The 21,943-nt window shown below is 46.1% G+C and carries 20 protein-coding genes and 1 pseudogene; 9 read left to right on the top strand and 12 right to left on the bottom strand.

What is annotated here, in order from left to right; genetic code table 11:
* Positions 1–35: 35 nt before the first annotated feature.
* The gene (locus MKX71_RS05955) at positions 36–794 is read right to left on the bottom strand and encodes a phosphosulfolactate synthase (RefSeq protein WP_021479581.1); all 759 of its coding nucleotides are present in this window, start codon (positions 792–794) and stop codon (positions 36–38) included.
* Positions 791–1,477, bottom strand: coding sequence for a 2-phosphosulfolactate phosphatase (locus MKX71_RS05950; RefSeq protein WP_339231853.1), 687 nt, complete (start codon positions 1,475–1,477; stop codon positions 791–793). The genes MKX71_RS05955 and MKX71_RS05950 overlap by 4 nt, the downstream gene beginning before the upstream one ends.
* Positions 1,478–1,663: 186 nt before the next feature.
* On the opposite strand from MKX71_RS05950, the gene MKX71_RS05945 reads away from it, so the two are divergent.
* The 3 genes from MKX71_RS05945 to cysC all read left to right on the top strand — a co-directional run bounded on the left by MKX71_RS05945 (position 1,664) and on the right by cysC (position 4,252).
* Positions 1,664–2,374, top strand: coding sequence for a phosphoadenylyl-sulfate reductase (locus MKX71_RS05945; RefSeq protein ID WP_015715655.1), 711 nt, complete (start codon positions 1,664–1,666; stop codon positions 2,372–2,374).
* A gap of 112 nt (positions 2,375–2,486) precedes the next feature.
* On the top strand, positions 2,487–3,656 hold the full coding sequence (gene sat / locus MKX71_RS05940) for a sulfate adenylyltransferase (protein ID WP_339231852.1): 1,170 nt from the start codon (positions 2,487–2,489) through the stop codon (positions 3,654–3,656).
* Positions 3,653–4,252: an adenylyl-sulfate kinase gene (cysC, locus tag MKX71_RS05935; RefSeq protein WP_339231851.1), complete on the top strand. Its 600-nt coding sequence runs from the start codon at positions 3,653–3,655 to the stop codon at positions 4,250–4,252. Before sat ends, cysC begins: the two co-directional genes overlap by 4 nt.
* A 27-nt stretch (positions 4,253–4,279) precedes the next feature.
* Here cysC and MKX71_RS05930 read toward each other — a convergent pair whose 3' ends face one another.
* On the bottom strand, positions 4,280–5,086 hold the full coding sequence (locus MKX71_RS05930) for an alpha/beta hydrolase (RefSeq protein ID WP_339231850.1): 807 nt from the start codon (positions 5,084–5,086) through the stop codon (positions 4,280–4,282).
* A gap of 205 nt (positions 5,087–5,291) precedes the next feature.
* Between MKX71_RS05930 and MKX71_RS05925 the strand changes: the two genes are divergently transcribed.
* A complete protein-coding gene (locus MKX71_RS05925) occupies positions 5,292–5,930 on the top strand; it encodes a pentapeptide repeat-containing protein (RefSeq protein WP_014479410.1) in 639 nt (212 codons plus the stop codon).
* A 7-nt stretch (positions 5,931–5,937) separates the two neighbouring features.
* On the opposite strand, the gene MKX71_RS05920 is transcribed toward MKX71_RS05925, so the two are convergent.
* Positions 5,938–7,392: a PLP-dependent aminotransferase family protein gene (locus MKX71_RS05920; RefSeq protein WP_339231849.1), complete on the bottom strand. Its 1,455-nt coding sequence runs from the start codon at positions 7,390–7,392 to the stop codon at positions 5,938–5,940.
* Positions 7,393–7,458: 66 nt separating this feature from the next.
* Between MKX71_RS05920 and MKX71_RS05915 the strand changes: the two are divergent.
* A pseudogene (locus MKX71_RS05915) lies at positions 7,459–8,120 on the top strand (LysE/ArgO family amino acid transporter).
* 49 nt (positions 8,121–8,169) lie between these two features.
* Complete coding sequence (locus tag MKX71_RS05910; protein ID WP_064671447.1) at positions 8,170–8,679, top strand: DinB family protein; 510 nt, start codon at positions 8,170–8,172, stop codon at positions 8,677–8,679.
* A gap of 50 nt (positions 8,680–8,729) precedes the next feature.
* On the opposite strand, the gene iolX is transcribed toward MKX71_RS05910, so the two are convergent.
* From iolX to MKX71_RS05895, 3 genes are all read right to left on the bottom strand, one after another.
* Positions 8,730–9,758 carry a scyllo-inositol 2-dehydrogenase gene (gene iolX / locus MKX71_RS05905; protein ID WP_015252396.1) on the bottom strand — a complete coding sequence of 343 codons (1,029 nt, stop codon included), beginning with the start codon at positions 9,756–9,758 and terminating at the stop codon, positions 8,730–8,732.
* Between the two features lie 208 nt (positions 9,759–9,966).
* On the bottom strand, positions 9,967–10,980 hold the full coding sequence (gene degA, locus MKX71_RS05900) for a transcriptional regulator DegA (protein WP_339231848.1): 1,014 nt from the start codon (positions 10,978–10,980) through the stop codon (positions 9,967–9,969).
* A 17-nt stretch (positions 10,981–10,997) separates the two neighbouring features.
* Positions 10,998–11,861 (bottom strand): AraC family transcriptional regulator, encoded by an 864-nt coding sequence (locus MKX71_RS05895; RefSeq protein ID WP_003245539.1) that lies wholly within the window; start codon positions 11,859–11,861, stop codon positions 10,998–11,000.
* Between the two features lie 123 nt (positions 11,862–11,984).
* Between MKX71_RS05895 and MKX71_RS05890 the strand changes: the two genes are divergently transcribed.
* The gene (locus MKX71_RS05890) at positions 11,985–13,352 is read left to right on the top strand and encodes an MATE family efflux transporter (RefSeq protein WP_128737728.1); all 1,368 of its coding nucleotides are present in this window, start codon (positions 11,985–11,987) and stop codon (positions 13,350–13,352) included.
* Positions 13,353–13,381: 29 nt separating this feature from the next.
* Here MKX71_RS05890 and farP read toward each other — a convergent pair whose 3' ends face one another.
* On the bottom strand, positions 13,382–14,206 hold the full coding sequence (gene farP / locus MKX71_RS05885) for a farnesyl diphosphate phosphatase (RefSeq protein ID WP_010886471.1): 825 nt from the start codon (positions 14,204–14,206) through the stop codon (positions 13,382–13,384).
* A 231-nt stretch (positions 14,207–14,437) separates the two neighbouring features.
* Here farP and MKX71_RS05880 point away from each other — a divergent pair, with 231 nt between their 5' ends.
* Positions 14,438–14,917 carry a DinB family protein gene (locus tag MKX71_RS05880; RefSeq protein WP_080479538.1) on the top strand — a complete coding sequence of 160 codons (480 nt, stop codon included), beginning with the start codon at positions 14,438–14,440 and terminating at the stop codon, positions 14,915–14,917.
* A 129-nt stretch (positions 14,918–15,046) separates the two neighbouring features.
* Here MKX71_RS05880 and asnB read toward each other — a convergent pair whose 3' ends face one another.
* Positions 15,047–16,891, bottom strand: a complete 1,845-nt coding sequence (gene asnB, locus MKX71_RS05875; protein ID WP_339231847.1) for an asparagine synthase (glutamine-hydrolyzing) — start codon at positions 16,889–16,891, stop codon at positions 15,047–15,049.
* 145 nt (positions 16,892–17,036) lie between these two features.
* On the opposite strand from asnB, the gene MKX71_RS05870 reads away from it, so the two are divergent.
* Positions 17,037–17,618 (top strand): DUF2777 domain-containing protein, encoded by a 582-nt coding sequence (locus MKX71_RS05870; RefSeq protein WP_072692655.1) that lies wholly within the window; start codon positions 17,037–17,039, stop codon positions 17,616–17,618.
* A 30-nt stretch (positions 17,619–17,648) separates the two neighbouring features.
* On the opposite strand, the gene wprA is transcribed toward MKX71_RS05870, so the two are convergent.
* The 3 genes from wprA to MKX71_RS05855 form a co-directional block, all read right to left on the bottom strand.
* Positions 17,649–20,333 (bottom strand): cell wall-associated protease WprA, encoded by a 2,685-nt coding sequence (gene wprA, locus MKX71_RS05865; protein ID WP_339231846.1) that lies wholly within the window; start codon positions 20,331–20,333, stop codon positions 17,649–17,651.
* A gap of 167 nt (positions 20,334–20,500) precedes the next feature.
* Positions 20,501–20,857 carry a YisL family protein gene (locus tag MKX71_RS05860; RefSeq protein ID WP_003244937.1) on the bottom strand — a complete coding sequence of 119 codons (357 nt, stop codon included), beginning with the start codon at positions 20,855–20,857 and terminating at the stop codon, positions 20,501–20,503.
* Positions 20,858–20,972: 115 nt separating this feature from the next.
* Positions 20,973–21,878 carry a fumarylacetoacetate hydrolase family protein gene (locus MKX71_RS05855; protein ID WP_003233084.1) on the bottom strand — a complete coding sequence of 302 codons (906 nt, stop codon included), beginning with the start codon at positions 21,876–21,878 and terminating at the stop codon, positions 20,973–20,975.
* Positions 21,879–21,943: the final 65 nt, after the last annotated feature.

The raw sequence follows: 21,943 nt of genomic DNA, 5'->3' as shown, positions 1-21,943 counted from the left end.
GCTCTCTTCACGACGAGAGCCCCGCAGCCGCTGTTTTACAGAAAAAAGGTATCGGATCTTAGCCCTAAACGCAGCGTTTCCAACGCGATGGCATCATGAAATGGAATATTGGCCAGATTCACATTCGGCCCGATTTTTTGAATAAACCCTTGCTGAAGCGTTTTGTTAGGCGCTTCAAAAATCAGCCTGTTGATATCAATATCTGAGGAAATGATGTCGTCAACAATTTGAAATCTGACATCGCCGCTGCTGGAACAGATTCCTCCCGTTCCGCTTTCTCTGGCTTCTGTAATCACTTTTTCCGCGCCCGCTTCCATATCCTCAACGATATATTCAAGCCATTCCTCAGAGCTTTGCCGGCTTGCTAATTCCGCATCCTTGCTGCCCACCTCACTGAGCACAAGAAATTCATCAGAAAAATCGGCAATGAAAGCCGCTTTCTCTTTATTTGTCATCGGGAGCGTACCGTTTGAAATCTCAATATATTCACAGCCGAAATAGGTGCAGTACCGATGAAATTCATTCACTTTTTTCTGGCTTACGTACTTTTCAAACAGTGTGCCGCCAAAGAAAAATGTAATGTCATGTTCTTTCAGTGTGCTGATTTTTTCTTCAAGATCTTTCGTAAGTAATGATGTGCCCCAGCCGAATTTCACAAAATCAATATAGTCGGACGCTCCGGCTATGACATCTTTGAAAAATTGCAAGGGATAGCCGTTATCAATTAAAATGGACTGCCCGGTTTCTCTCGGCTTATTTGTTCTCACTGGCAATTCTAGTGAAAAATCATTCATATTATGACCCTCTCTATCGTTGGAACTTCTCCATCTTGTTTCACTTTCATCACAAAATCGCCCGTCAGTTCTTTTGCACAGTAAGCGATGTCCTCCGAATCAAATAATGGCTGGCGGCGGTCAAAAAATTTCTCTGCAACAGAAGAGCCTTTTATTCTTTGAATCGCCTCCGCAGCCGTTACCGCATTTGTCCCTTCAATGATGCCTTTGATATACTCCGCACACGCCATATCGTCATCACCGGATGGATGGGAAGCCACTATGTTTATGACACAATCGTTTGCGGCGAGCTTTTTCACATGCTGTGCCGTTGTTTTGGCATTGGAAAATCCAGTTACGAACAGATGCTTTGCGTTCAGCGCCCCCAATGCTGCTGTGACGCCGTTTGTTGTTTTCTGGATCAGGCTTTTATCCGCCATATCCTGTCCCGCCATGCGTTTTGGAGAATTATCTAAATCAAATCCGCTGATACCGACCCCCTTTTCCTCTCCCGTCAATACATAATCCGGATAGGTGTCTTTCAGCGCAAAGGCTTCATCAGCTGTCCGGACCAACAAAATCTCTTTCGCCCCGCCGATAAAAGCATAATGGGCGACCGTAAAGGCTCTGATGACATCAATGACGATGTTAATATCAGCCGGGGCAAGCGAATGATGATGCCCCTGATAAATGGCAATCGGCATACTACCTCTCCTTGGGCATAAAACCATTTTGCTAAAAAGCATATTCAGCCGGGCTCTTAATGGTTCCGCACCTCATTTTAGGCGGGCGCAGCCCCTAAAAACCCTGAACCTTTATGCAAAAAATGAATAGTCTGCCTATAACTCGATCAATAGATAAAAAAAGCAGATGCAAACGGGGGGAAAACATTGAACGAAACCATCACATATGACACATGGAACGACATGCTGTCCAAACGGATAACGGATCAATTGATCGATGAGCTCGATGTGTTGAAATGGGCTTACCGAACGTACGGAGAAAAGATTGTGTATGCCTGCAGCTTTGGCGCAGAAGGAATGGTGCTTCTCGACTTAATATCAAAAATCAACAAAAATGCACACATCATCTTTTTGGATACCGGGCTTCATTTTCAGGAAACATATGAGCTGATCGAGACCGTCAAAGAACGATATCCGGGATTTGCAATCCAGATGCTCGAACCCGAGCTGAGCTTAACAGAACAGGGGACGAAGTACGGCGGAGAGCTGTGGAAGCATAACCCGAACCTCTGCTGCCAATTGCGGAAAATCGAACCGCTCAAAAAGCACCTGTCCGGCATGACAGCTTGGATTTCAGGACTGCGCCGGGATCAGTCACCAACGAGAAAGCATATTCAATACGTAAACCTGGACCAGAAGTTTGAGCTCATCAAAATTTGCCCGCTTATCCACTGGACATGGGATGACGTTTGGACGTACATCCGCCTGCACAATTTGCCTTATAACAAACTGCACGATCAACATTATCCGAGCATAGGCTGTGAAATGTGTACACTGCCTTCCCCGGACCCGAACGATGAGAGGGCTGGAAGATGGGCCGGACGGGAGAAAACAGAATGCGGCCTGCATCAAGAATAGCGGATGGCAGGTTCTTGATGTGAGAATCGAAATGATGTTAAGGCGCTGATGTCAAACTTTCATTAAGTGCAGAAAAGAAAACAAGGAAACGTATAAATGGAGGTTGAACACGTTGAATGGAAACGAACCCCACGGAGGGGTATTAATCAACCGCTGTGATCCCGCATGCCATTTTGAAGGGTGCGCGTGCCAAGCAGAGCTGGATCAGCTTGCACTGAGTGATCTGGAGCTTATTGCGATCGGCGGCTACAGCCCGTTAACAGGTTTTTTGGGAGAAAAAGATTATCATTCCGTTGTGAAAGAGATGAGGCTGGCAAACGGCTTGCCGTGGAGCCTGCCGATTACGCTGCCTGTCGGAGAAAAAACAGCAAGACAGCTGTCTGCCGGAGATCACGTCAAGCTTGTGAAAGACGGTGTTACCTACGGCATGATCACAGTCACCGATATATACCAGCCTGATAAAACACAAGAAGCACTGTCTGTTTTTAAAACAAACGATCCTGCCCACCCAGGCGTAAAAAAATTGCTGGCGCGCCCGGATTACTATATCGGAGGGCCTATCACGGTCAGCCGCCTGCCTGACAAATCTTTCGAACAGTTTTATGCAACGCCCGCTGAAACAAGAGCGGCCTTTCAAAAACTCGGCTGGAAGACGATTGTCGGCTTTCAAACCAGGAACCCTGTTCACAGAGCGCATGAATACATTCAAAAAACAGCGTTAGAAACGGTCGACGGTCTGCTGCTTCACCCACTTGTCGGAGAAACAAAGTCAGACGATATCCCAAGCGATATCAGAATGGAGAGCTACCAGGCTTTGCTTAATCACTATTTTCCAAAGGATCGTGTCATGTTATCGGTTTTCCCTGCCGCCATGCGTTATGCAGGTCCGCGGGAAGCGATTTTCCATGCACTCGTCCGAAAAAATTACGGTTGCACCCATTTTATTGTAGGCCGTGATCACGCGGGTGTCGGCAGCTACTATGGAACATACGACGCCCAAAATATTTTTCAATCATTCACAGAGGAAGAGCTGGGCATCAAGCCGCTGTTTTTTGAGCACAGCTTTTATTGCCGAAAATGCGGAAACATGGGCACCTCCAAAACATGTCCGCACAGCTCGAGAGACCACATCCACTTATCAGGCACAAAAGTGAGAGAGCTTCTCCGCCAAGGCAAAAAGCCGCCTAAAGAATTCAGCCGGCCTGAGGTCGCAGCCGTGCTGATCAAGGGACTTCACCAACAGCCTGTTGCCATCAAGCAAAACAGCGGGGAATTGCAATGACACACAATCCGAACATCATTTGGCATCCCGCTGCCATCTCAAAGTCTGACAGACAGTCCTTAAACGGACACAAAAGCTGCGTCCTTTGGTTTACAGGTTTGTCCGGCTCCGGAAAATCGGTGCTGGCCAATGCTGTCGATGAAAAGCTTTACCGCAAGGGCATTCAGAGCTACGTGCTTGACGGTGATAATATCCGCCACGGCTTAAACAAAGACCTTGGATTTCAGACTGGTGACAGGATTGAAAACATCCGCCGGATCGGAGAAGTGGCGAAGCTGTTTGTCGACAGCGGGCAAATGATTTTAACGGCTTTTATTTCTCCATTCAGAGAGGATCGGGACATGGTTAGAGCACTCTTTCCTAAAGGTGAGTTCTTCGAAATTTATGTGAAGTGCCCGCTGCATGTTTGTGAACAGCGCGATCCAAAAGGGCTTTATAAAAAAGCGCGAAACGGAGAGATCAAACATTTCACCGGGATCGATTCTCCGTATGAAGCGCCGCTTTCACCCGATTTCATCATTGAGTCAGACCAGACCTCTATTTCCGATGGAGCTGATATCATCATTAACGCACTGCAAAACAGAGGAATTATATAAAAAACCCGATCAATGTCGGGTTTTTTCTTATGAGTTGGAGAACTGCGCAATTAAACTGTTGATCTTCTCTTTTTCCTCATAAAATGCTCCGTGCCCGCTGTTTGCAAACGGAACCAATTCCGACTGTTTGATACCGCGCTTCAATTCTTTCGCAAAATCAAACGGCGCAATTTTATCCTTTCTCCCGTGCAGGATCAGCGTCGGCACCTTGATTGCAGCAAGTTCCTTTCTGAGATCTTCGTCTCTTAATGCGATGCCCGAGTGGATCGTCCCGTAGGAGGAAGCCTCCAGCATCAGATTGAGAAACCACTGCCTAAGCTCTGGAGACACTTTTTTCTCAAAAAACTGTTCCCCTAAATCAGCCAGTGTTTTGGGCCGATCAGCTTTGAACAATTCAATCATATCGTCAATATCCTGCTTCCTCATCCCGTACGGATAACCCGGGCGTTTTGTAAACGCGGGGGCCGCCGCAGACAGTAAAATCAGCTTATCAACATCGGCTCCTTCATGCCTTGCCATATAACGGATTGCAATGGCGCCGCCCATTGAAAAACCGGCAAGAATCGCATTCTCAAGCTGCAGCGTATAAATGACTGCTTTCACATCATCGGCCATCGTGTCATAATCGTAGCCTTCCCAAGGGCGGTCAGATTGCCCATATCCCCGTAAATCAACGCCGATAAAACGAAATCCCCTTTTCGGAAGCTCATTCATTTGATATTCAAACATCTTATGATTCAACGGCCACCCGTGCAAAAAGATGATCGGCCTTCCATGTCCGATATCCTCTACAAACAGTGTCACATGCTCCTCGGTTTTGATGTAATGCCCCATTCCGCATTCCTCCTGTTCCCTTTGGCTTTCCCGGCCTGTAAACGCCTTGACGTATAGGAAGCTTTCCATTTATGCTTACAAAACAAGCGGGCTGCTGTACCAAGAAAAGGCTCTTCACGATTTACTATATGTATCAATTTCCTTAACGATCTATTAAATTGAACCCGGAAGCCTCTGTTTTTCGGGCAGCAAAGGATGTCATCACATGAATAAAATCGCAATTCAAAAACCGAACATACCGGAAAACCTGCAAACCGCAGATTTTCATGATGCCGTGACGCAGGATGATGTAATCAGCATGCATTTGTTTGAAGATTGTACAATCTGCGGCGAAGATATCGAAAGACTCTGTGTGGAAAAAACGGTATTCAGAAATGTCGTCTTTATCGATGTGTCTTTTCGGCATATTGAACTGACCGATGTGATCTTTGAAAAATGTGATTTATCAAACGCCGATTTCAGCGGGGCTGTCATTCACAGAACTTCAGTTAAGCAGTCAAAAATGGTTGGAATGAATGTGGCGGAAGCAACGCTGCGGAATGTTTCATTCGAGGAATGCCACGGACATTTCAGCTCATTTTCGTACTCAAATATGAAACAAGTTCGATTTGATCACTGTGCTCTTATGCAAAGTGAATGCAGCAATACGGTGCTCCAGCAGACACACTTTGACGGATGCGAATTGGAAGGCGCCAGCTTTACCGGCACGTCCCTTCAAAATATGGACATCAGCACGTGCCGTTTTGAACAGCTTCATGTCTCCCTCGACAAATTGAAAGGCTGCAAAATCGCACCTGAGCACGCGATTGCCTTCGCCAGGGCACTGGGAGCTGTCATCGTATAACCAAAGCTTAGGACATCATCAGGCGGCGTGCTGTTTCAGCTGCCGCTTTAATGCCAGTTTCCAAATCTCCAAGAGATGCATAGGAATATGACAGCCTGATGCTGTTTCGGTCTTCACCGTCATAAATGTAGCCGGGATTCACAAGCACCTGCCGTTTCAGCAATCCATAAAAGAAACGGCTGACAGGCAGGTTTTTGTGAAATGTCACCCAAATATAAAAGCCGCCTGCGGGAATCCGCCACGTGGCAATGTCCCCGGCATACCGCTCGAGAAAATGAACGGCGGCGTCTCTCCTTTCTTTAAGCTTCCTGCGTACCCAAGTCAGATGCTCTTCATAATACCCCTGTGACAGCCACTCGGCAGCCGCCCGCTGGGACAGGCCGCTTGATCCGTAGTCTGTCTGCATTTTAATGTCCGCCAACCTTTCAATAACCGGCTCCGGACCGGCAAGCCAGCCGATTCGCAGACCGGGGCTAACCGTTTTTGAAAACGTGCCCAGATACAGAATATTGCCCTCATGATCCATTGCTTTCAACGGCTGCGGAGGTTTTTCTTCAAACCATAAATCACCGTACGCATCATCCTCAATGATGGGCAGCTGCTCTTTTTTTGACAGGCTGATGATCTCTTTCCTTCGCTGCTCTGACATGACTGTGCCTGTCGGATTATGAAACGACGGAATCGTGTAAAGCAGCTGTCCTCCATATTGTTTTCGATTAGAAGAAACAAGCCCCGCTTTGACCCCTTCATCATCCATCGGCAAGCCGCGAAGCCGCATCCCAGCTGATTGAAATACATGCAAGGATTGAAGGTAGGACGGCTTCTCCGTCAAAATGACAGAATCTCGTTTTAAAAGTCCAATTGAGATGAGCTGAAGTGCCTGAAGTGCACCGGACACAATTAAAATTGCAGACGGTGACACATGGATCTTCTTTCCTTTTAAATGGTCGGCCACTGCCTCCCGCAGCTGACGGTTTCCTTTCGGCTGCTCATATCCTAAAGACAGGGCGCCCGGATTGATTTGCTGAAACATCCGTCCAATTGTGTCAGCAGGCACAAGATCCGGTGATAGTTCTCCAGTTCCTAATCTGATGATATCCGCTCTTGGTTCGTTCTGATTAATAGCTTGAATGATGGAAGAATTGGCGCGATGAATGCCCGAACGGACGTAATCGCTCCAATCAAGCGGTGGCTCAGCCGCCAGCACGCTCCAAGTACTGTTTACAACCTTCGTACCGCCGCCTCTTCTTCCCTCTAACAAGCCTTGAGACGTGAGTTCATCTATAGCTGCTGTGACTGTGCTGCGGTTGACTTGAAACATGTCGGCCAGCGTTCTCTGTGAGGGAATTTTCGTCCCTACAGCCCACTCTCCGTGAAGAATCTTGTCTTTCATATATTGTTCGATCTGCCGATGCAGCGGAACATCCGACTTTCGGCTTGGCTGCCATTGCGACAAGGTCATGCCCCCCTTTTTTACACATTATACATTTGGCTGGTTCCTAACCCAACCAAATGGCTGGAGACTTTAGTGACAATCTCTCTTATGATTGAAAAAAATGTGAAGGGAGCTTTTTCAGCATGAATGCAATCATTCACGGAATTGTGCTCGCGTTTGGCTTAATTTTGCCGCTGGGAGTGCAGAATGTGTTTATTTTTCAGCAAGGCGCGTGGCAAAAGCATATTTGGCGGGCTCTCCCAGCTGTCATCAGTGCTTCAGTCTGCGATACCCTGTTAATCGTATTAGCCGTTGCGGGCGTGTCTGTCATTGTGCAGGAGCTGCCTGTGTTTGAGACAGTCATGATGGCCGGCGGATTTTTATTTTTGCTCTATATGGGCTGGGTGACTTGGAACAGCCGTCCGAACACAAGCCAAAACGAGAAACATACGTTCACACCAAAAAAGCAAGCTGCGTTTGCGGCCGCTGTTTCTCTTTTAAACCCGCATGCCATTCTGGACACGATCGGCGTCATCGGCACGAGCTCTCTTCAATATTCGGGGCTTGAGAAATGGCTCTTTATGGCCGCCTGCATCGCTGTGTCTTGGATTTGGTTCATCAGCCTTGCAATAGCGGGTCGGTTGTTTCAGACGATAGATACGAGCGGCAGGCTTATGCTGATCGTAAACAAATGCTCTGCAGCGGTAATGTGGGCAGCGGCAGGATATTTTGGGGTGTCACTCTTTTGCAATTGAAGGAGAAACAGATGAAAAAAACGAATTTCTTAGAAAAGGGGGCATGCTGATGACTGATGCAAAACAGTTTTATGACTATCATTCTTGGGCAAACAAGAAAATATTTACCCATATCGAAAACCTGCCGGAGGAAACTGCCTATCAAGAAGTAAAGAGCGTATTTCCTTCTGTCAGCGACGTGCTGCTTCATATGTGCAGGGCTGACTACATTTGGCTGAATGTTCTTTCGGGAGTGGCCTACCAAGAGATTATAGACAGCGCAGGCAAATTAGAGTCCGCGCAAGGTAATATGGCAGCGATTAAACAGCACGCTGCCGAGCTGGAGTCACAGTATCATGATTTCTTCAGCCGCCAGACGGACTTAGAACAGACCTTCACAATGCAGCATCCGAAACTAGGTACACTGGAATCAACCTATGCAGACACCATCCTGCATGTCGTCAATCACGGCACTTACCACAGAGGAAACGTAACCGCCATGCTGAGACAGCTGGGCCATTCAGGCGTACCTACTGATTATATGTACTATTTATATGAGAAAAGAGAAAGCAAGGGCTAAAATGTCCTTGCTTTTTTTTGCGGAAAGCCTCAAATGCAACACATTAGCTTTTACATACCTGTATAAGCGCGCTTCACATCAAGCTGTACGGGCCTGCCGCTCTTATAGGAATTGGTCGCCGCGATGCCCACTTCTAAATTGATCGTCGCATCGATATCTGTCACAATCGGTGTTTTTCGATCCCGGACACACTCGGCAAAATGCTGAAGCTCCAAGCAGTAGGCTTCATGAAAACGAGTTTGAAAGTCTGGAATGATATCAAAACTGCTCCCTTTAGCCGATAGGATGGTCACATGTTGATGTCTCAATGTTCCTATGAAAATACTGCCCTCTGTCCCGATCACCTCCGCCCGAATGTCATGTCCATATGGAGAGGTTCTGCTTGCCTCGACGTCCCCCGCTGCGCCGGAGTCAAATTCAATATACGTCAGCGCCTGATCCACATCACCGTACTGCTCCATAAACGGATTGTTCAGAATCCTGCCGTGTCCTGAAACAGAAGTGATTTCCGCCCCTAGCAAATAACGGGCAATATCATAGTCATGGATGGAACAGTCGATAAAAATTCCACCGCTGTGTTTGATAAATTCTGCAGGAGGCGCGCCTTGGTCGCGCGTAAAGCCTTTATAATAGATAGGTTTGCCGATTTCTCCAGCGTCGATCCGCCGTTTGGCATCTGCGTATGCGGGATCGAACCGTCTCATAAAGCCGACTTGGCAGATGACACCTGTCTCCTGCACTTTTTCAGAAACTGCTCTAGATTCCTCAAGGCTTAATGTCAGCGGTTTTTCAACAAAGATCTGTTTGCCGTTCTCGGCAGCTTTGATGATCATATCACCATGTGTGCTTGTCGGCGTTACGATAATGACAGCGTCAATGCCGGTATCTTCTAACACTTCATACGGGTCCTCTGACCATTTTTCGATACCGAGTTCTCTGGCAACCTGCTCCGCTCTCCCTTTTAACGGATCACCGACACTAACCAGCTTTGCCCCCGGCACACTGGTGACGAGATTTTTCGCATGATAATAACCGAGCCTTCCTAATCCCAATACTGCACATCTTACTTGATGTTCCACGTCCCATCCTCTCCTTTATCTCATTTCAGGCTCGCTTCGAGAAAGCGCTTTCTCTTAACAGCTAAAAAAACAGCGGTTCTATCCGCTTTACCATTCTGCGCAAGCGCTTTCTCAAAAGATGGTTTTATTTTACACTGCCTTTGGTTTACACGCAATATGTTTTTTTGGCTTCAACTGTCATAATGAAAAAACCCGCTCATTAGCGGGCTCATGTGTTGAGCGGTGATGTAGAATGTCTGACTACAAGCTCAGGCGGGAGCACTATTTTTTGTTTCGCCTTTCGTTTTCCCTCTATTGCTTCTGCCAGCAGTTCGATGACGCTCCGCCCCATCTCTTTTATCGGCTGGGCTACGGTTGTCAGGGGCGGAGCCGCCATTTCTGCGAGTATCGTATTATCAAAACCAATGATAGAAAGATCATCCGGCACTTTTATGCCTCTTATTCTCGCAGCTTGTATGGCGGCACAAGCCAATACGTCGTTGAAGGCAAAAATAGCAGTCGGAGCGTTTCTGTCGAGCAATTTTCCCGCTTCTTCCTTGCCGCTTTCCAAGGAAAACCGCGTCTGGATGATAAGTGATTCATCAATGGGCACGCCCGCTTCCTCCATCGCCTGACGGAAGCCTTTAATTCTATTTTTTTCGCCTGTCGTTGACCCGTCTCCGATAATGCAGGCGATGTTCGTGTGGCCGAGTGACAGAAGATGCTTGGCAGCCTCATATCCGCCACGATCGTCATCTATCACAACAATATCCATCGAAAGAAGCGGCTTATCCTGAGAAATCATGGCAATCGGAATTTGTTCACTGGCGATTTCCTCCAAAGCAGACATACTGTCATGGCTTTCAATCCCTGTTGCAAAAATAATGCCATCCACCTTTTTCTGTTTCAGCACAGAAAAATACTTTGTTTCTTTTTTCGGATCGTAATCGGTGCTGCAAATCAACATTTGAAAACCGAGCTCATCCGCTCTTTCCTCAATGCTTTTGGCCAGTTCGCCGTAAAACGGATTTGAAATATCAGGCGCCACGAGAGCAATCATATTCGTTCGTTTTCCCGTTAACGCCGCGGCGTGGACATTGGGCGTGTATGCCATTTCATTCATGACATTCATGACCTTCTGCCGTGTTTTATGGCTGATTCTCCCCGTATTGTTAATCACACGCGACACAGTTGTGATCGAGACACCCGCCGCCTTTGCCACATCGTAAATTGTTGTTTTCATGTTCATCCCTCGTCTGGTTATTGAACTTTCCGGCTGACAATTTTCCGGTATTCAATTGGTGAAATGCCTTCTATCTGCTTAAAGAGTTTTGAAAAGTATGTCGGATCTTCCATTCCGACCGTTTCCGCAATAACGCCCATTTTATCATTTGTAGAGGATAAAAGACGCTTCGCTTCCGTCATTCTCACCCGGTTCGTGTATTGTGCCGGAGTTACGCCGAGCACCTGCTGCATGCAGCGGCTCACATAATCCTGATGATAGTGAAGGGCGAGCGACAGATCCTTGATTGTCGTCTTTTCCTTATAGTGCTCCTGTAAGTACCGGGCCGCCTCCCAGGCAACCCGCTCTTTCGCAGACGGTATTTGGAACGCTTCTTTTTGAAGATGCAGCATCAGCTCCTCAAATAAGATTTGCTTTCTGAGCGGCAAATCAGAGTTTTCCGCGGAGTAATCGATCAGCTTTTCAAACTGCTGCGCCATAAACTGCGGGCGCTGCACCTTGCCTTTTCTCGGCAAGGCCAATCCGTAGCGGGCCGGCTCTTCGAAGCTCCCTTTTTCCTGCTGAAGCTCAGACCAGTTGCTGCCTCCCTTTGCCGTAAATTCATATCGATGTTCATCGAAGTGAAGCCAATAGTAGGAGGTTGCTTCATCACTGCCCTTCGTCCCGTAGTGTTCAAGACCGGGAGAAAGCAAGATGTACTCGCCGCCTTCAACAGAAAACGATGTTTCATTTTCCGTTATATATAACGTTCCCTGTTTGACATATATCAGATCAAACACGGAGAATACACGTTTCACATGGGTTTCTCCTTTCTTAAAAACCCCTTCCCCGGCTGCGATAAATACCGGAAAAGGCGGGACTGTAAACAGGATGCGAGGCATTTGAATCATCCTCCTTTTTAAGTCGGATTTTTACAAGAAGTATCGTTTCTATCCCTTTTTATTATAAGGAAATGGAGGTACACTTTAAAACGTTGATTTTATTTACGAAAGGGGTTAGACACGATGAAACAAGCTGTCTTCAAATCAACTGCTTTGAAAAAACCCGCTGACAAAACGTTCTCATTATTTTCGCTTACTTGGCCGATCTTTATTGAGGTCTCATTATATATGTTTATGGGTAATGCCGATACACTGATGCTCAGCCAATACTCGGATAACAGCGTGGCAGCAGTCGGCGTCAGCAACCAGATTTTAAATTTAATTATCGTGATGTTCAGCTTTATCGCAACAGGAACGACCGTTATCATTTCGCAATTTCTAGGCTCACGGCAAAAGAAAGAAGCCATGGAAGTCGCTTATGTGTCAATCGGCGCCAACTTCTTCATCAGCCTGGCCATCAGCGCCGTCGTCTTTTTCGCGGCTGTCCCTCTGCTTCATATGATGGGATTATCAAACGCACTGATGCCTGATGCGAAAGTCTTTTTACAAATTGTCGGAGGTCTGTCCTTTATTCAGGCTTTAATCATGACATTCAGCGCGATCTTAAAAAGCTACGGCTACACAAAAGATACAATGTTTGTCACTATCGGCATGAACATTTTAAACATTGCCGGAAACTTTGTTGTGATTTTCGGTTTGTTCGGCTTTCCTGTTCTCGGCGTTGCCGGTGTGGCCATGTCCACATCTATCGCCCGCGTCATCGGATTAATCGCGATGATTGTGATTGTCAACAAACGCATCCAGCTGAAGATGTCGCTGAAAAAAGTCTTTCATATGCATAAAGAGCATTTGCGCAAGCTGCTGAAAATCGGCATTCCTTCTGCGGGAGAGCAGCTTTCATACAACCTTTCGCAAATGATTGTCACGTATTTTATCGCCATCATGGGCGCGCAGGCGTTGACAACAAAAGTGTATACGCAAAATATTACGATGTTTATTTTGCTGTTCGGCACTGCGATCAGCCAGGGTACACAAATCTTAATCGGCCGTTATATCGGCGGCAAACAATTTGATGCCGCTTATGAGCGCTGCATGAAGAGCTTATATTGGGCACTCGGAATTGCTGCGGCTACCTCTGTTTTGATGACGATCTTTTCAAAAGACCTGATCGGACTCTTCACACAAAGCCCTGACATTATAGCAACTGCAAGCCTATTGATTGCCATGACCATTATTCTTGAACCAGGCCGCTCGTTTAATGTCATTATCATTAACTCTCTGCGGGCTGCGGGGGATGCGAAATTCCCGGTTTACATGGCAATGATTTCAATGTGGGGCATCGGCCTCCCGCTTGCTTATCTTTTCGGCATCCACCTCGGTTTCGGTCTTGCCGGCATTTGGATTTCTTTTATCGCGGATGAATGGGTCCGGGGAATCTTAATGTACAGAAGATGGCGCTCACGTATCTGGATTCAAAAAGGTATGGCGTAACACCCGGCTCAATCAAGGCCGGGTGTTTTTTAGATATCAGACAGAATCTGCTTCACTTCGGTCTCTGTGAGAGCGAAGTGATATTGAAATACATCGTGCTGCTTCGCCCGGATTTTTTCTAAAACAGCCCGGTGCAAATGAAGAGCGGCTTTCACCGTTTTTTGAGAATACTGCGGAAATAGCGGCAAGGCATCCTGACACTCTTCAAGGTAGGCTTCTGCTTCAAAAGCGATATACTCCCACGTCATTGTGAACGCTTTATTTACGGTGCCTTTTTGGAGATCAGCCTCTGTATAGCCGAATTGCTGCATTACCTGACGGGGAATGCGGTTTTTTTGCTGATCTGTGCCAAGATCACTTAAGAAGCGAACCAGCTGTATGGCCAAGCCGAGAGAGACGGCTGCTTGTTTGAGCTGATCTTGTTTTCGGCGTGTCAGTATCGGCAGCAGCATCAATCCGGCAGCACCGCCCGTCCGATATGCGTACATGAGCAGTTCATCAAGGTCATCATACGGCTTGGCGTCTTCTTTTTGTGCGGCAATAAACTCCCGAAAAGGTTCGCTTTCCAATGTAAAGGTCCGATACGCATGATCAAAAGCCTTCCATAGATGTTGTTTACCGTTATTTGTCCTTTGGTAAACATGATCAGCTTTAGCTTCAAATGCGGGCAATACCTTTTCGTCTGCACTGGCCGCCGTGTGGCAAAACGACAATACTGCCCAAGAGGCTTGTCTTTGCTTTAGCGGGAGATATGATAATGCTTTGAAACAGGCTGGCGCGTATTCGCCAACAATCTGTCCGCATTGCTGGTAAGCTTCTTTTATCTCTTTCATTTTCTCACTCCTATGTATCACTGCTTCTTCAAGTCTAGTATGTTTTTTCCTAATTGTATATGAAGAAAATGACGATTCTTACTTTGTAAAAGTAACAAGACGCACAGCATCATCGACGAGATATGCATTATTATTTTTAATGCCATACAACAGGTAGAATGTAAACATTTCTCAATCATCACTTCAATAATAGAGGAATCACGGAAAAAAGGGCTAATTGTTATGATACATGATAGTATTGGAGTGAGTTCAGTGATAAAATTTTTTGAATATAACTGGCAGGTTAGAGATCAATGGTTTACTTGGTGTCATCAACTAACCACTGAAGAATTACTTAAAAACCGTCTTGGCGGAGTAGAGAATATTTTATATACCCTTTTTCATATTATTGATGTGGAATATAGTTGGATTCGTGCTATCCAAGGAAAAGAAGATATCGCTGTTCAGTTCGCTGATTATCAAACACTCAATAAAGTGAAATCTCTCTCAAATACATTCCGAACTGAAATAATTGATGTTTTACAAACACATTCAGATCAAATAAAAGATGAACTTGTAAGCGTTCCTTGGGAGACAAGTGTTTTATATACGCGAGATGAAATATTACACCATATCATCGCTCACGAAATTCACCATATTGGTCAACTTTCTGTATGGGCTAGGGAATTAAAGTTAAGCCCGGTATCAGCTAGTTTTATCGGCAGAACATTAAAACCTATTCATTCTTATTGAAGGAATGCGGGGGCAATTCGATAGTGCTGTTGTACAAAAAAGGATAGATAGAGCATATATTTCCCTGCTCATCTATCCTTCTTATTTAAATCTATACATCTCTGGCTTTTAATCACATTTGCATTGAACCTACCTCTCGTCAATATCAATGCGATACGCTTCAAACCATGTATGAATTTGAGCAAGATGGGCGATCAGCTGAGGCCCCTTCATGAGCTGCCCGAACCACGGCACCTTGAAGGAGGAGCCTTCCGTTTCTAAAAGCTGATCTAATTGTTTTCTGTCCAGCAAGGTATGGAGCACTGAGTCCTTTTGGCTTCTGATCGTTTTCAGCCATTCGCTGACGCCTTTTGTATATTCCGGATGGTGTGTTTTCGGATACGGGCTTTTTTTGCGATACAGAATGTCATCAGGCAAAATACCTTCAAGCGCTTTGCGTAAAATGCCTTTTTCCCGATTATCATGCATTTTCATTTCCCACGGAATATTCCAAACATATTCCACAAGCCGGTGATCGGCGAACGGCACCCGCACTTCCAGGCTCGCCCCCATGCTCATGCGATCCTTCCGATCCAAAAGGTTCGTCATAAACCAAAGCATATTTAAATAGAACAGCTGTCTTCTTGCTTTATCCACACCCGTTTCTCCGTCTAATAATGGCGTTTCTGCCAAGGTTTCTTCATATTTGGCATTTACGTATTCTTTCAGATTCAATTTTTTCTGCCATGAGTCAGAAAGCAGCTTGATCCGCTCCTCCGTTGATCTCATCCATGGAAAGCCAGACTCAACATCTGCCGTATGGAACCACGGGTACCCGCCGAAAATCTCATCCGCGCACTCTCCCGATAGGCTGACGACAAAGTCCTTTTTGATTTCCCGGCAAAACCACAGCAGGGATGAGTCGACATCCGCCATTCCCGGCAAGTCTTTGACCAGTACAGCTTCCTCCAAATGATCAACGAGATCTTTTTGGCTGATGACGCATTTGTGGTGCGTTGTGCCGAAAGCCTCTGTCATTTTTTCAATCCATGGTCCGTCATCATTCGGCTGAAAAGCGCTTGCTTGAAAAAATTTATCGTTCTCTTCGTAATCAATCGAATAAGTATGAAGCGGTGCTTTTCCTTCCTTTTCAAAATGGCCCGCCGCAATCGCTGTAATTGCGCTTGAGTCCAGACCGCCTGATAGGAATGTGCAAACCGGCACATCCGACACAAGCTGCCGCGTCACCGCGTCCTGAAATAACGATCTGACATTGGCAACCGTGTCATCAAAACTGTCCGTATGTTTTTCGCTTTCAACATTCCAATAACGCCAAATATTAAGTCCGTCTTTGGAAAATGTCAGCGCGTGAGCCGGGCGGATTTCTTTTATGCCTTTAAATATGCCAGTGCCCGGGGTTCTGGACGGTCCAAGACCGAAAATTTCAGAAAGTCCCGTTCTGTCCACTCTCGCTTTTATATCAGGGTGCGCGAGGATTGCTTTGATTTCCGAACCGAAGAGAAATGAAGAGCCTTCCTTCGTGTAAAAAAACGGCTTTACGCCGAGACGGTCTCTCGCGGCAAACAACAAATTTCGCTTTTCATCCCACACAGCGAAAGCGAATATGCCATTGAGATGGTCGACACAGTCTTCCTGCCATTCGATGTAGCTGTGCAGAAGCACCTCGGTATCTGACGTACGCTCGAAATGATGGCCCCGCGCCCGCAATTCTTTGCGCAAATCTTCCGTGTTATAAAGCTCGCCATTGTAAATAATGGTGTACGTATCCCCTTTATAGGTACACGCCATCGGCTGGCGTCCGCCTTCAATATCAACAACCGCAAGTCTTTTATGTCCGAATAAAACATGGTGCTCCCCCCAAACGTTTGAATCATCAGGCCCTCGTTTGGAAAGAGTGTCTGTCATTCTGTCCATCGTTTGTTTTTCCTGGACGAGCTGCTTTTTAAAATCGACCCAACCCGTAATTCCACACATGTGACATCAGCTCCAATCCCGTTTCTTTCGTAACAATTTCGTTTCTTTCAGCACCTTAGTAAGTTTATGCATCTATAGGCAGATAGTTGATTTGTCCATAAAAGAGTTGTATGGGACAGGCTTGAATTGGAAAGAAAAGAGAGGAATGAAGAAAAAGGAGACAGCATGGATGAAACGGAAACAATTGTTATATACAGAGGAACGAAAGTGGGAATACGGCACCATCCTCATTGAAGACGGCATCTGCTTAATCGAAAACGGTGAAGGCGATATACTGCTGGCGGACAGTCTCCAACACAGCCCAATCTGGATACATCATAAAGGAAAGTGGGAGCAAGCCGGCTTTCAGGACAAGTTGGTTTTGGCATGCGGTGCAGAAAACATCTCCCTTTCCGGCGGAGAACGCATCCGCTATGAGAAATCAGTCAAGCGGCCTCTCATGGCGCTTTTGGATTCGCTTGACGACGAAACCTTTCTCGCATTTCTGCAGCACTTGCACAGCTTCGGCTTATCGGTATTCGATTGCGTCTTTTCTTATAATAAAGGAGTCTTTTCGAATACTTCGGCGGGGCAGGGTGTGTCCTTTTATCACTTTTCAAATGACACCGCACAATGCGCGATGCAGCATCACTACAGCAGCGAAGGGACAGGAGACCGTTTTGAATGGACGGCTTCAAACGGAAAGCGATCCATTATGTATTCAGCAGTCCAACGGGGGCGCAAATAAAAAAGCGGTGCATCGAGCACCGCTTTTTAGTTACTTTTCAACAACAACTTTTGCTTCCTTGCTTTCTTTTTTATCTGTATCCGCAGCCGTGACGTACAGCACCGTTCCGGCTTTTTGTTTTTTGATTTTCACCGAAAACGTTCCTTTTGCGTTAGCTTTGGCAGAAGCAATGACTTTCTTTGATTTGTTTTTCACTCTGATCATCGCTTTGCTGTTTGCCTTCCCTTTTACTGCCGTATCCTTCGTTTTCACAGCGTTTACTTTCGGTGTGCCGGAAGGTTTTCCTTTGACGACGACAACTTTATACGATGTTTTCGCATCGCCTTTTGTTGCTTTCACATACAGTACTTGATCCTCTTTTTGAGTCGCGATATTGACCTTGAACGCATTGTCTTTTCCGGCTTTGGCGCTGCCGAGTTTCTTTTTGCCGTTCATCACCTCGATAAGTGTGCCTTCCTTCGCGTTTCCTCTGACAGCTGTTTGAGTGCTTTCCAGCTTGTTGACCTTAAGCTGTAAATCAGCTGCGCTGACAGCCTTCATGACATTCAGCCGCCCGTAGCCTGAATGCCAGTCTACACCAGGTGTCTTCGGAATTTCAATCGGATCGCCATAATCGTCATACAACTCTTCTTCTCCGCCATCGACACTTTCAAAGGAAATGTCATCTGCCGTCTTTTTCAACATATCCTCAACTTCTGTTCTTTTCAGCTTAGGATTTTGAGCAAACAGCAGTCCCGCAGCGGCGGCAGCATATGGCGTCGCCATAGACGTTCCGCTCATGTACGTGACATTTCCGTTCGGCACTAAGCTCGGGATATCAGACCCTGGAGCAGAGATGTCCAGACCTTTTCCATAGTTAGAGAAATCAGCGGTCATATCCATGCGATTCGTTGCGCCGACTGACATCACATATTTAGAAGATGCAGGATAAGATAAGGCATTTTCTCCATCATTCCCGCTGGCTGCGGCAATCAAGACATTTTTGTCAGCTGCGTACTTCAAAGCAAATTCAAGCACGCGGCTGTAGCCTCCGCCTAAACTTAAATTAATCACCTTTGCTCCTTTGTCAGCAGCATATTTGATGCCGAGAGCAATTTGTTCAGTATCTCCGGAACCTGCGGAATCAAGCACTTTTACCGGGATGATTTTTGCTTTGGCATTCAATCCAGTCATTGAATAGCCGTTATCGCTTTGGGCCGCAATAATGCCTGCGACATGCGTCCCATGCCCCTGATCATCCATTGCATTGTTATTCCGTCCGACAAAATTGTGTCCGAGATCTGTTCTTACTTTTCCTTTTAAATCAGCAAGCGTGCTGTCTACGCCTGTGTCTACTACTGCAATGAGTGTATCGTTAAGCTTGCGTTTGGACAGCAATGTGTTGGCAGGCTCATATTTCACATCCGCATTTTTGACACCCCCGTTTTCACCGTTGTTTTTAAGCGGCCATTGATAAGGGTACTGAATGTCGTTTGCCAGGCTTGTGTATTCCTGCACGGGTTCCGCAAACTCTACATTGGACATCTTGGATAGTGTCGCAGCAGCGCTTTTGACCCTTTTGGCGCTTGCCGTATATGCGCCGTTCTGTTTCTCATCTTTCGGAAGTTCAAATGAATACAGATTGTCAAACAGTTTCTTTGCCTTTTTCACATTGGATATGTCTTTTTTCGATTGCGCGCTTGCAGAAAAGCCCTTCATTTCATTATGTACGGATGAGAGGCTTTTATTGTCCTTCACCTTGAAAATAACCTTTGTTGTCTGAACTTCACTTTTTGCTGCAATATTGTTTTCTGTTAAAATGGTTCCGGCTGTTTTGCCTTGCAGCTGCTTCATATTTAGTCGGTCCGCTTGTTTCTTTATCTCCTCTTTAAGGAATGACGGGACTGATTGTAAAGCTTTATCATATAGCCGGTTGATCGCTTTTTGATCCTTTTCATTGACCTTATACGAAGATGATGCTCCGTTTTCTGACACATCGTCAAATAACGGCTTTAATGTCACAAGATCCTGATAGATTTCATTTCTTGCTGTTTTATTTAGTGCGAGTTTTGCAACGATAAACGGTGCTGCTTTGTAATAAAGGCTTGTCAGTTCTTTGCCTTCTGCTGTTTGGCTCAGCTGCTCATCACGAATCGCTCTCAGCTTATCCAGGATGCCTTTTCCTGATTTCTTCTGATCGACACTCATTTCAACCGGACAAGCTTCTTCCTCTTCTAAATCTGACGGCTGTTTTTTGGTGCCTTTATACCCAATCGTATACTTGGCTTCTGCAGCTGCTTCTGCCGTTCCGCCGTCCTCTGGCTCTTCTTCTCCGAGGTATTCAACTTTTACATAGTAAGGGCCGCTCCACGCGTATGGAAAAATGACTTCGCTTTTTCCATCCTCCGCTGTGAAAGAACGGTACATCTCAAACGTCTCATCTTTAAGCGCTTTTTCCTTACTTGGATATACAGATACATTCAGTACTGAATCACTCTTTACGGTCAGTGCCATATGTGAGTTTTTCTGAATATCCGTTGCTCCCGGGGTCACTTTGTACCATTTCACCTGTTCCGGCTCCTTCATGGCGCCTGTCTGCTCTTTGCCGTTTTCCAGAGCAGCCGCCTGATCGATCGCGCCGGCCGCTGCAGCTTTGGTTCCCGGAGAAAAAAGGCTGAAAATCAGTGCAAAAATAAGCACTGCCGCCACAACCGAGCTGAATTTTCTGCGTTTCATGTTATCCCTCCTGCAAAATAATGAATCTCCTTGAAGGTATCATAATTTCATAGGACGAGATACCGCTTACAGGGAATTTTAAGGTTATTTTAAATGATTTGGAATATGAGGGGATAAATATAAAAAAACCCAACTCTATCAAAGAGCCGGGTTCATAGGTTTTTCTATTAAAACAATTGAAAACCAATTGGCAAATGCAGACCGAGCAGCACTGTCAGCAAAAGGACAATGACGAAGCCGACCCACAGGCCTCCTGTTGATTTTTCTTTTTTCTTGCGGATGAGGAGCATTTCCATCAGGCCGATGGTGATAATGCCCAGAATCATTTTGCCGGCGTATTCTCCGTTCCAGTTGGCGAAACGGACAAACAGCTCAGCTCCTGTCAAAATAATAAGGATATAGAATAACCGCAGAATCATATGAGTGATTTTTGCGCCCTTTGCACTTCCTGACGAATACAGCGAGTAGCTGACGAAAAGCAGAATCAGCGCTACCACCCATGTTGTAATATGTAGGTGTGTCATATATGTTCCCCCTATCAGATAAATTACCCCACTTATAGTACCATGAACTTGTCCTCTGTCACAAAGATGATTACCAGAAAAAACGGGCGGGTCCGGGTCCGCCCTCCAGTTTTATTCAGCCAATTTGGTTTGACAGCGTTCCGATCGGATCAATTGTAATATCAATTTTGTCACCTGACCGCAAGAATTTTGGAGGCGTAAACCCCTTGCCGACACCAGACGGCGTACCGGTGGCAATGATGTCGCCCGCTTCAAGCGTCATCCCCTTTGAGAGGGTTTCAATTAATTCCGGAATGGAAAAGATCATATCGCTTGCCGAACCGGATTGGCGCAGCTCGCCGTTGACTCTTGTTTCAACCTTGAGGCGCTCTGGCTCCTGAATCGTTGATTTATGTACAAGCACGGGCCCCATCGGACATGTCGTATCCAAGCTTTTTCCGATAAAAAACTGCTTATGCCTTTTTTGCAGATCACGCGCCGTGATATCATTCACAATCGTATATCCGAAAACATGGTCATATGCATCTTCTTTTGAAATGCGAGTCCCGCTTTTTCCGATCACGACAGCAAGTTCTCCCTCATAATCAAGCTGAGAGGTAACCTCTTCATGGCTCTTTACGATATCACCATGCCCCGTAACCGTTACCGGCGATTTTGTAAATACCATCGGATGCTCCGGAATATCAGCCTCGCTCCCCATTTCAATCGCGTGATCCCGGTAGTTTTTGCCGATGCAGATGATATTTTTTGATGGCTTCGGAATGGGTGCATGGAGCTTCACCTCAGATAATGAATACATAAATGATCCCAGCTCATCATTCGGTTTCTTTGCCCACTCGGCCAGCTGCCTTGCATGCGCAACGAATTTATCCCCTTCTGCGATACATTCAATCAGCGATCCCGGAATCGTCTCAAGTTCAAACAGTTTTTTTTCAGCCTTTTGCAAATCCATAATTTTCTCATCGTCAATGATCAGGCCGACAAACATTCGGTTGTAAAGTTCCCCTGTCGCAAATTTCATGTTATTCCTCCATCATCTTTTAAATCAGAATGCTCCTTCATGTATTCTCTGTCGAATGCTGAAAT

The sequence above is a fragment of the Bacillus sp. FSL M8-0071 genome, assembly GCF_037975455.1.
In the GTDB taxonomy this organism is placed as follows: domain Bacteria; phylum Bacillota; class Bacilli; order Bacillales; family Bacillaceae; genus Bacillus; species Bacillus subtilis.
Note: the sequence above shows the minus strand (reverse complement) of the source record. Positions and strands in the feature narration are given on the sequence as shown.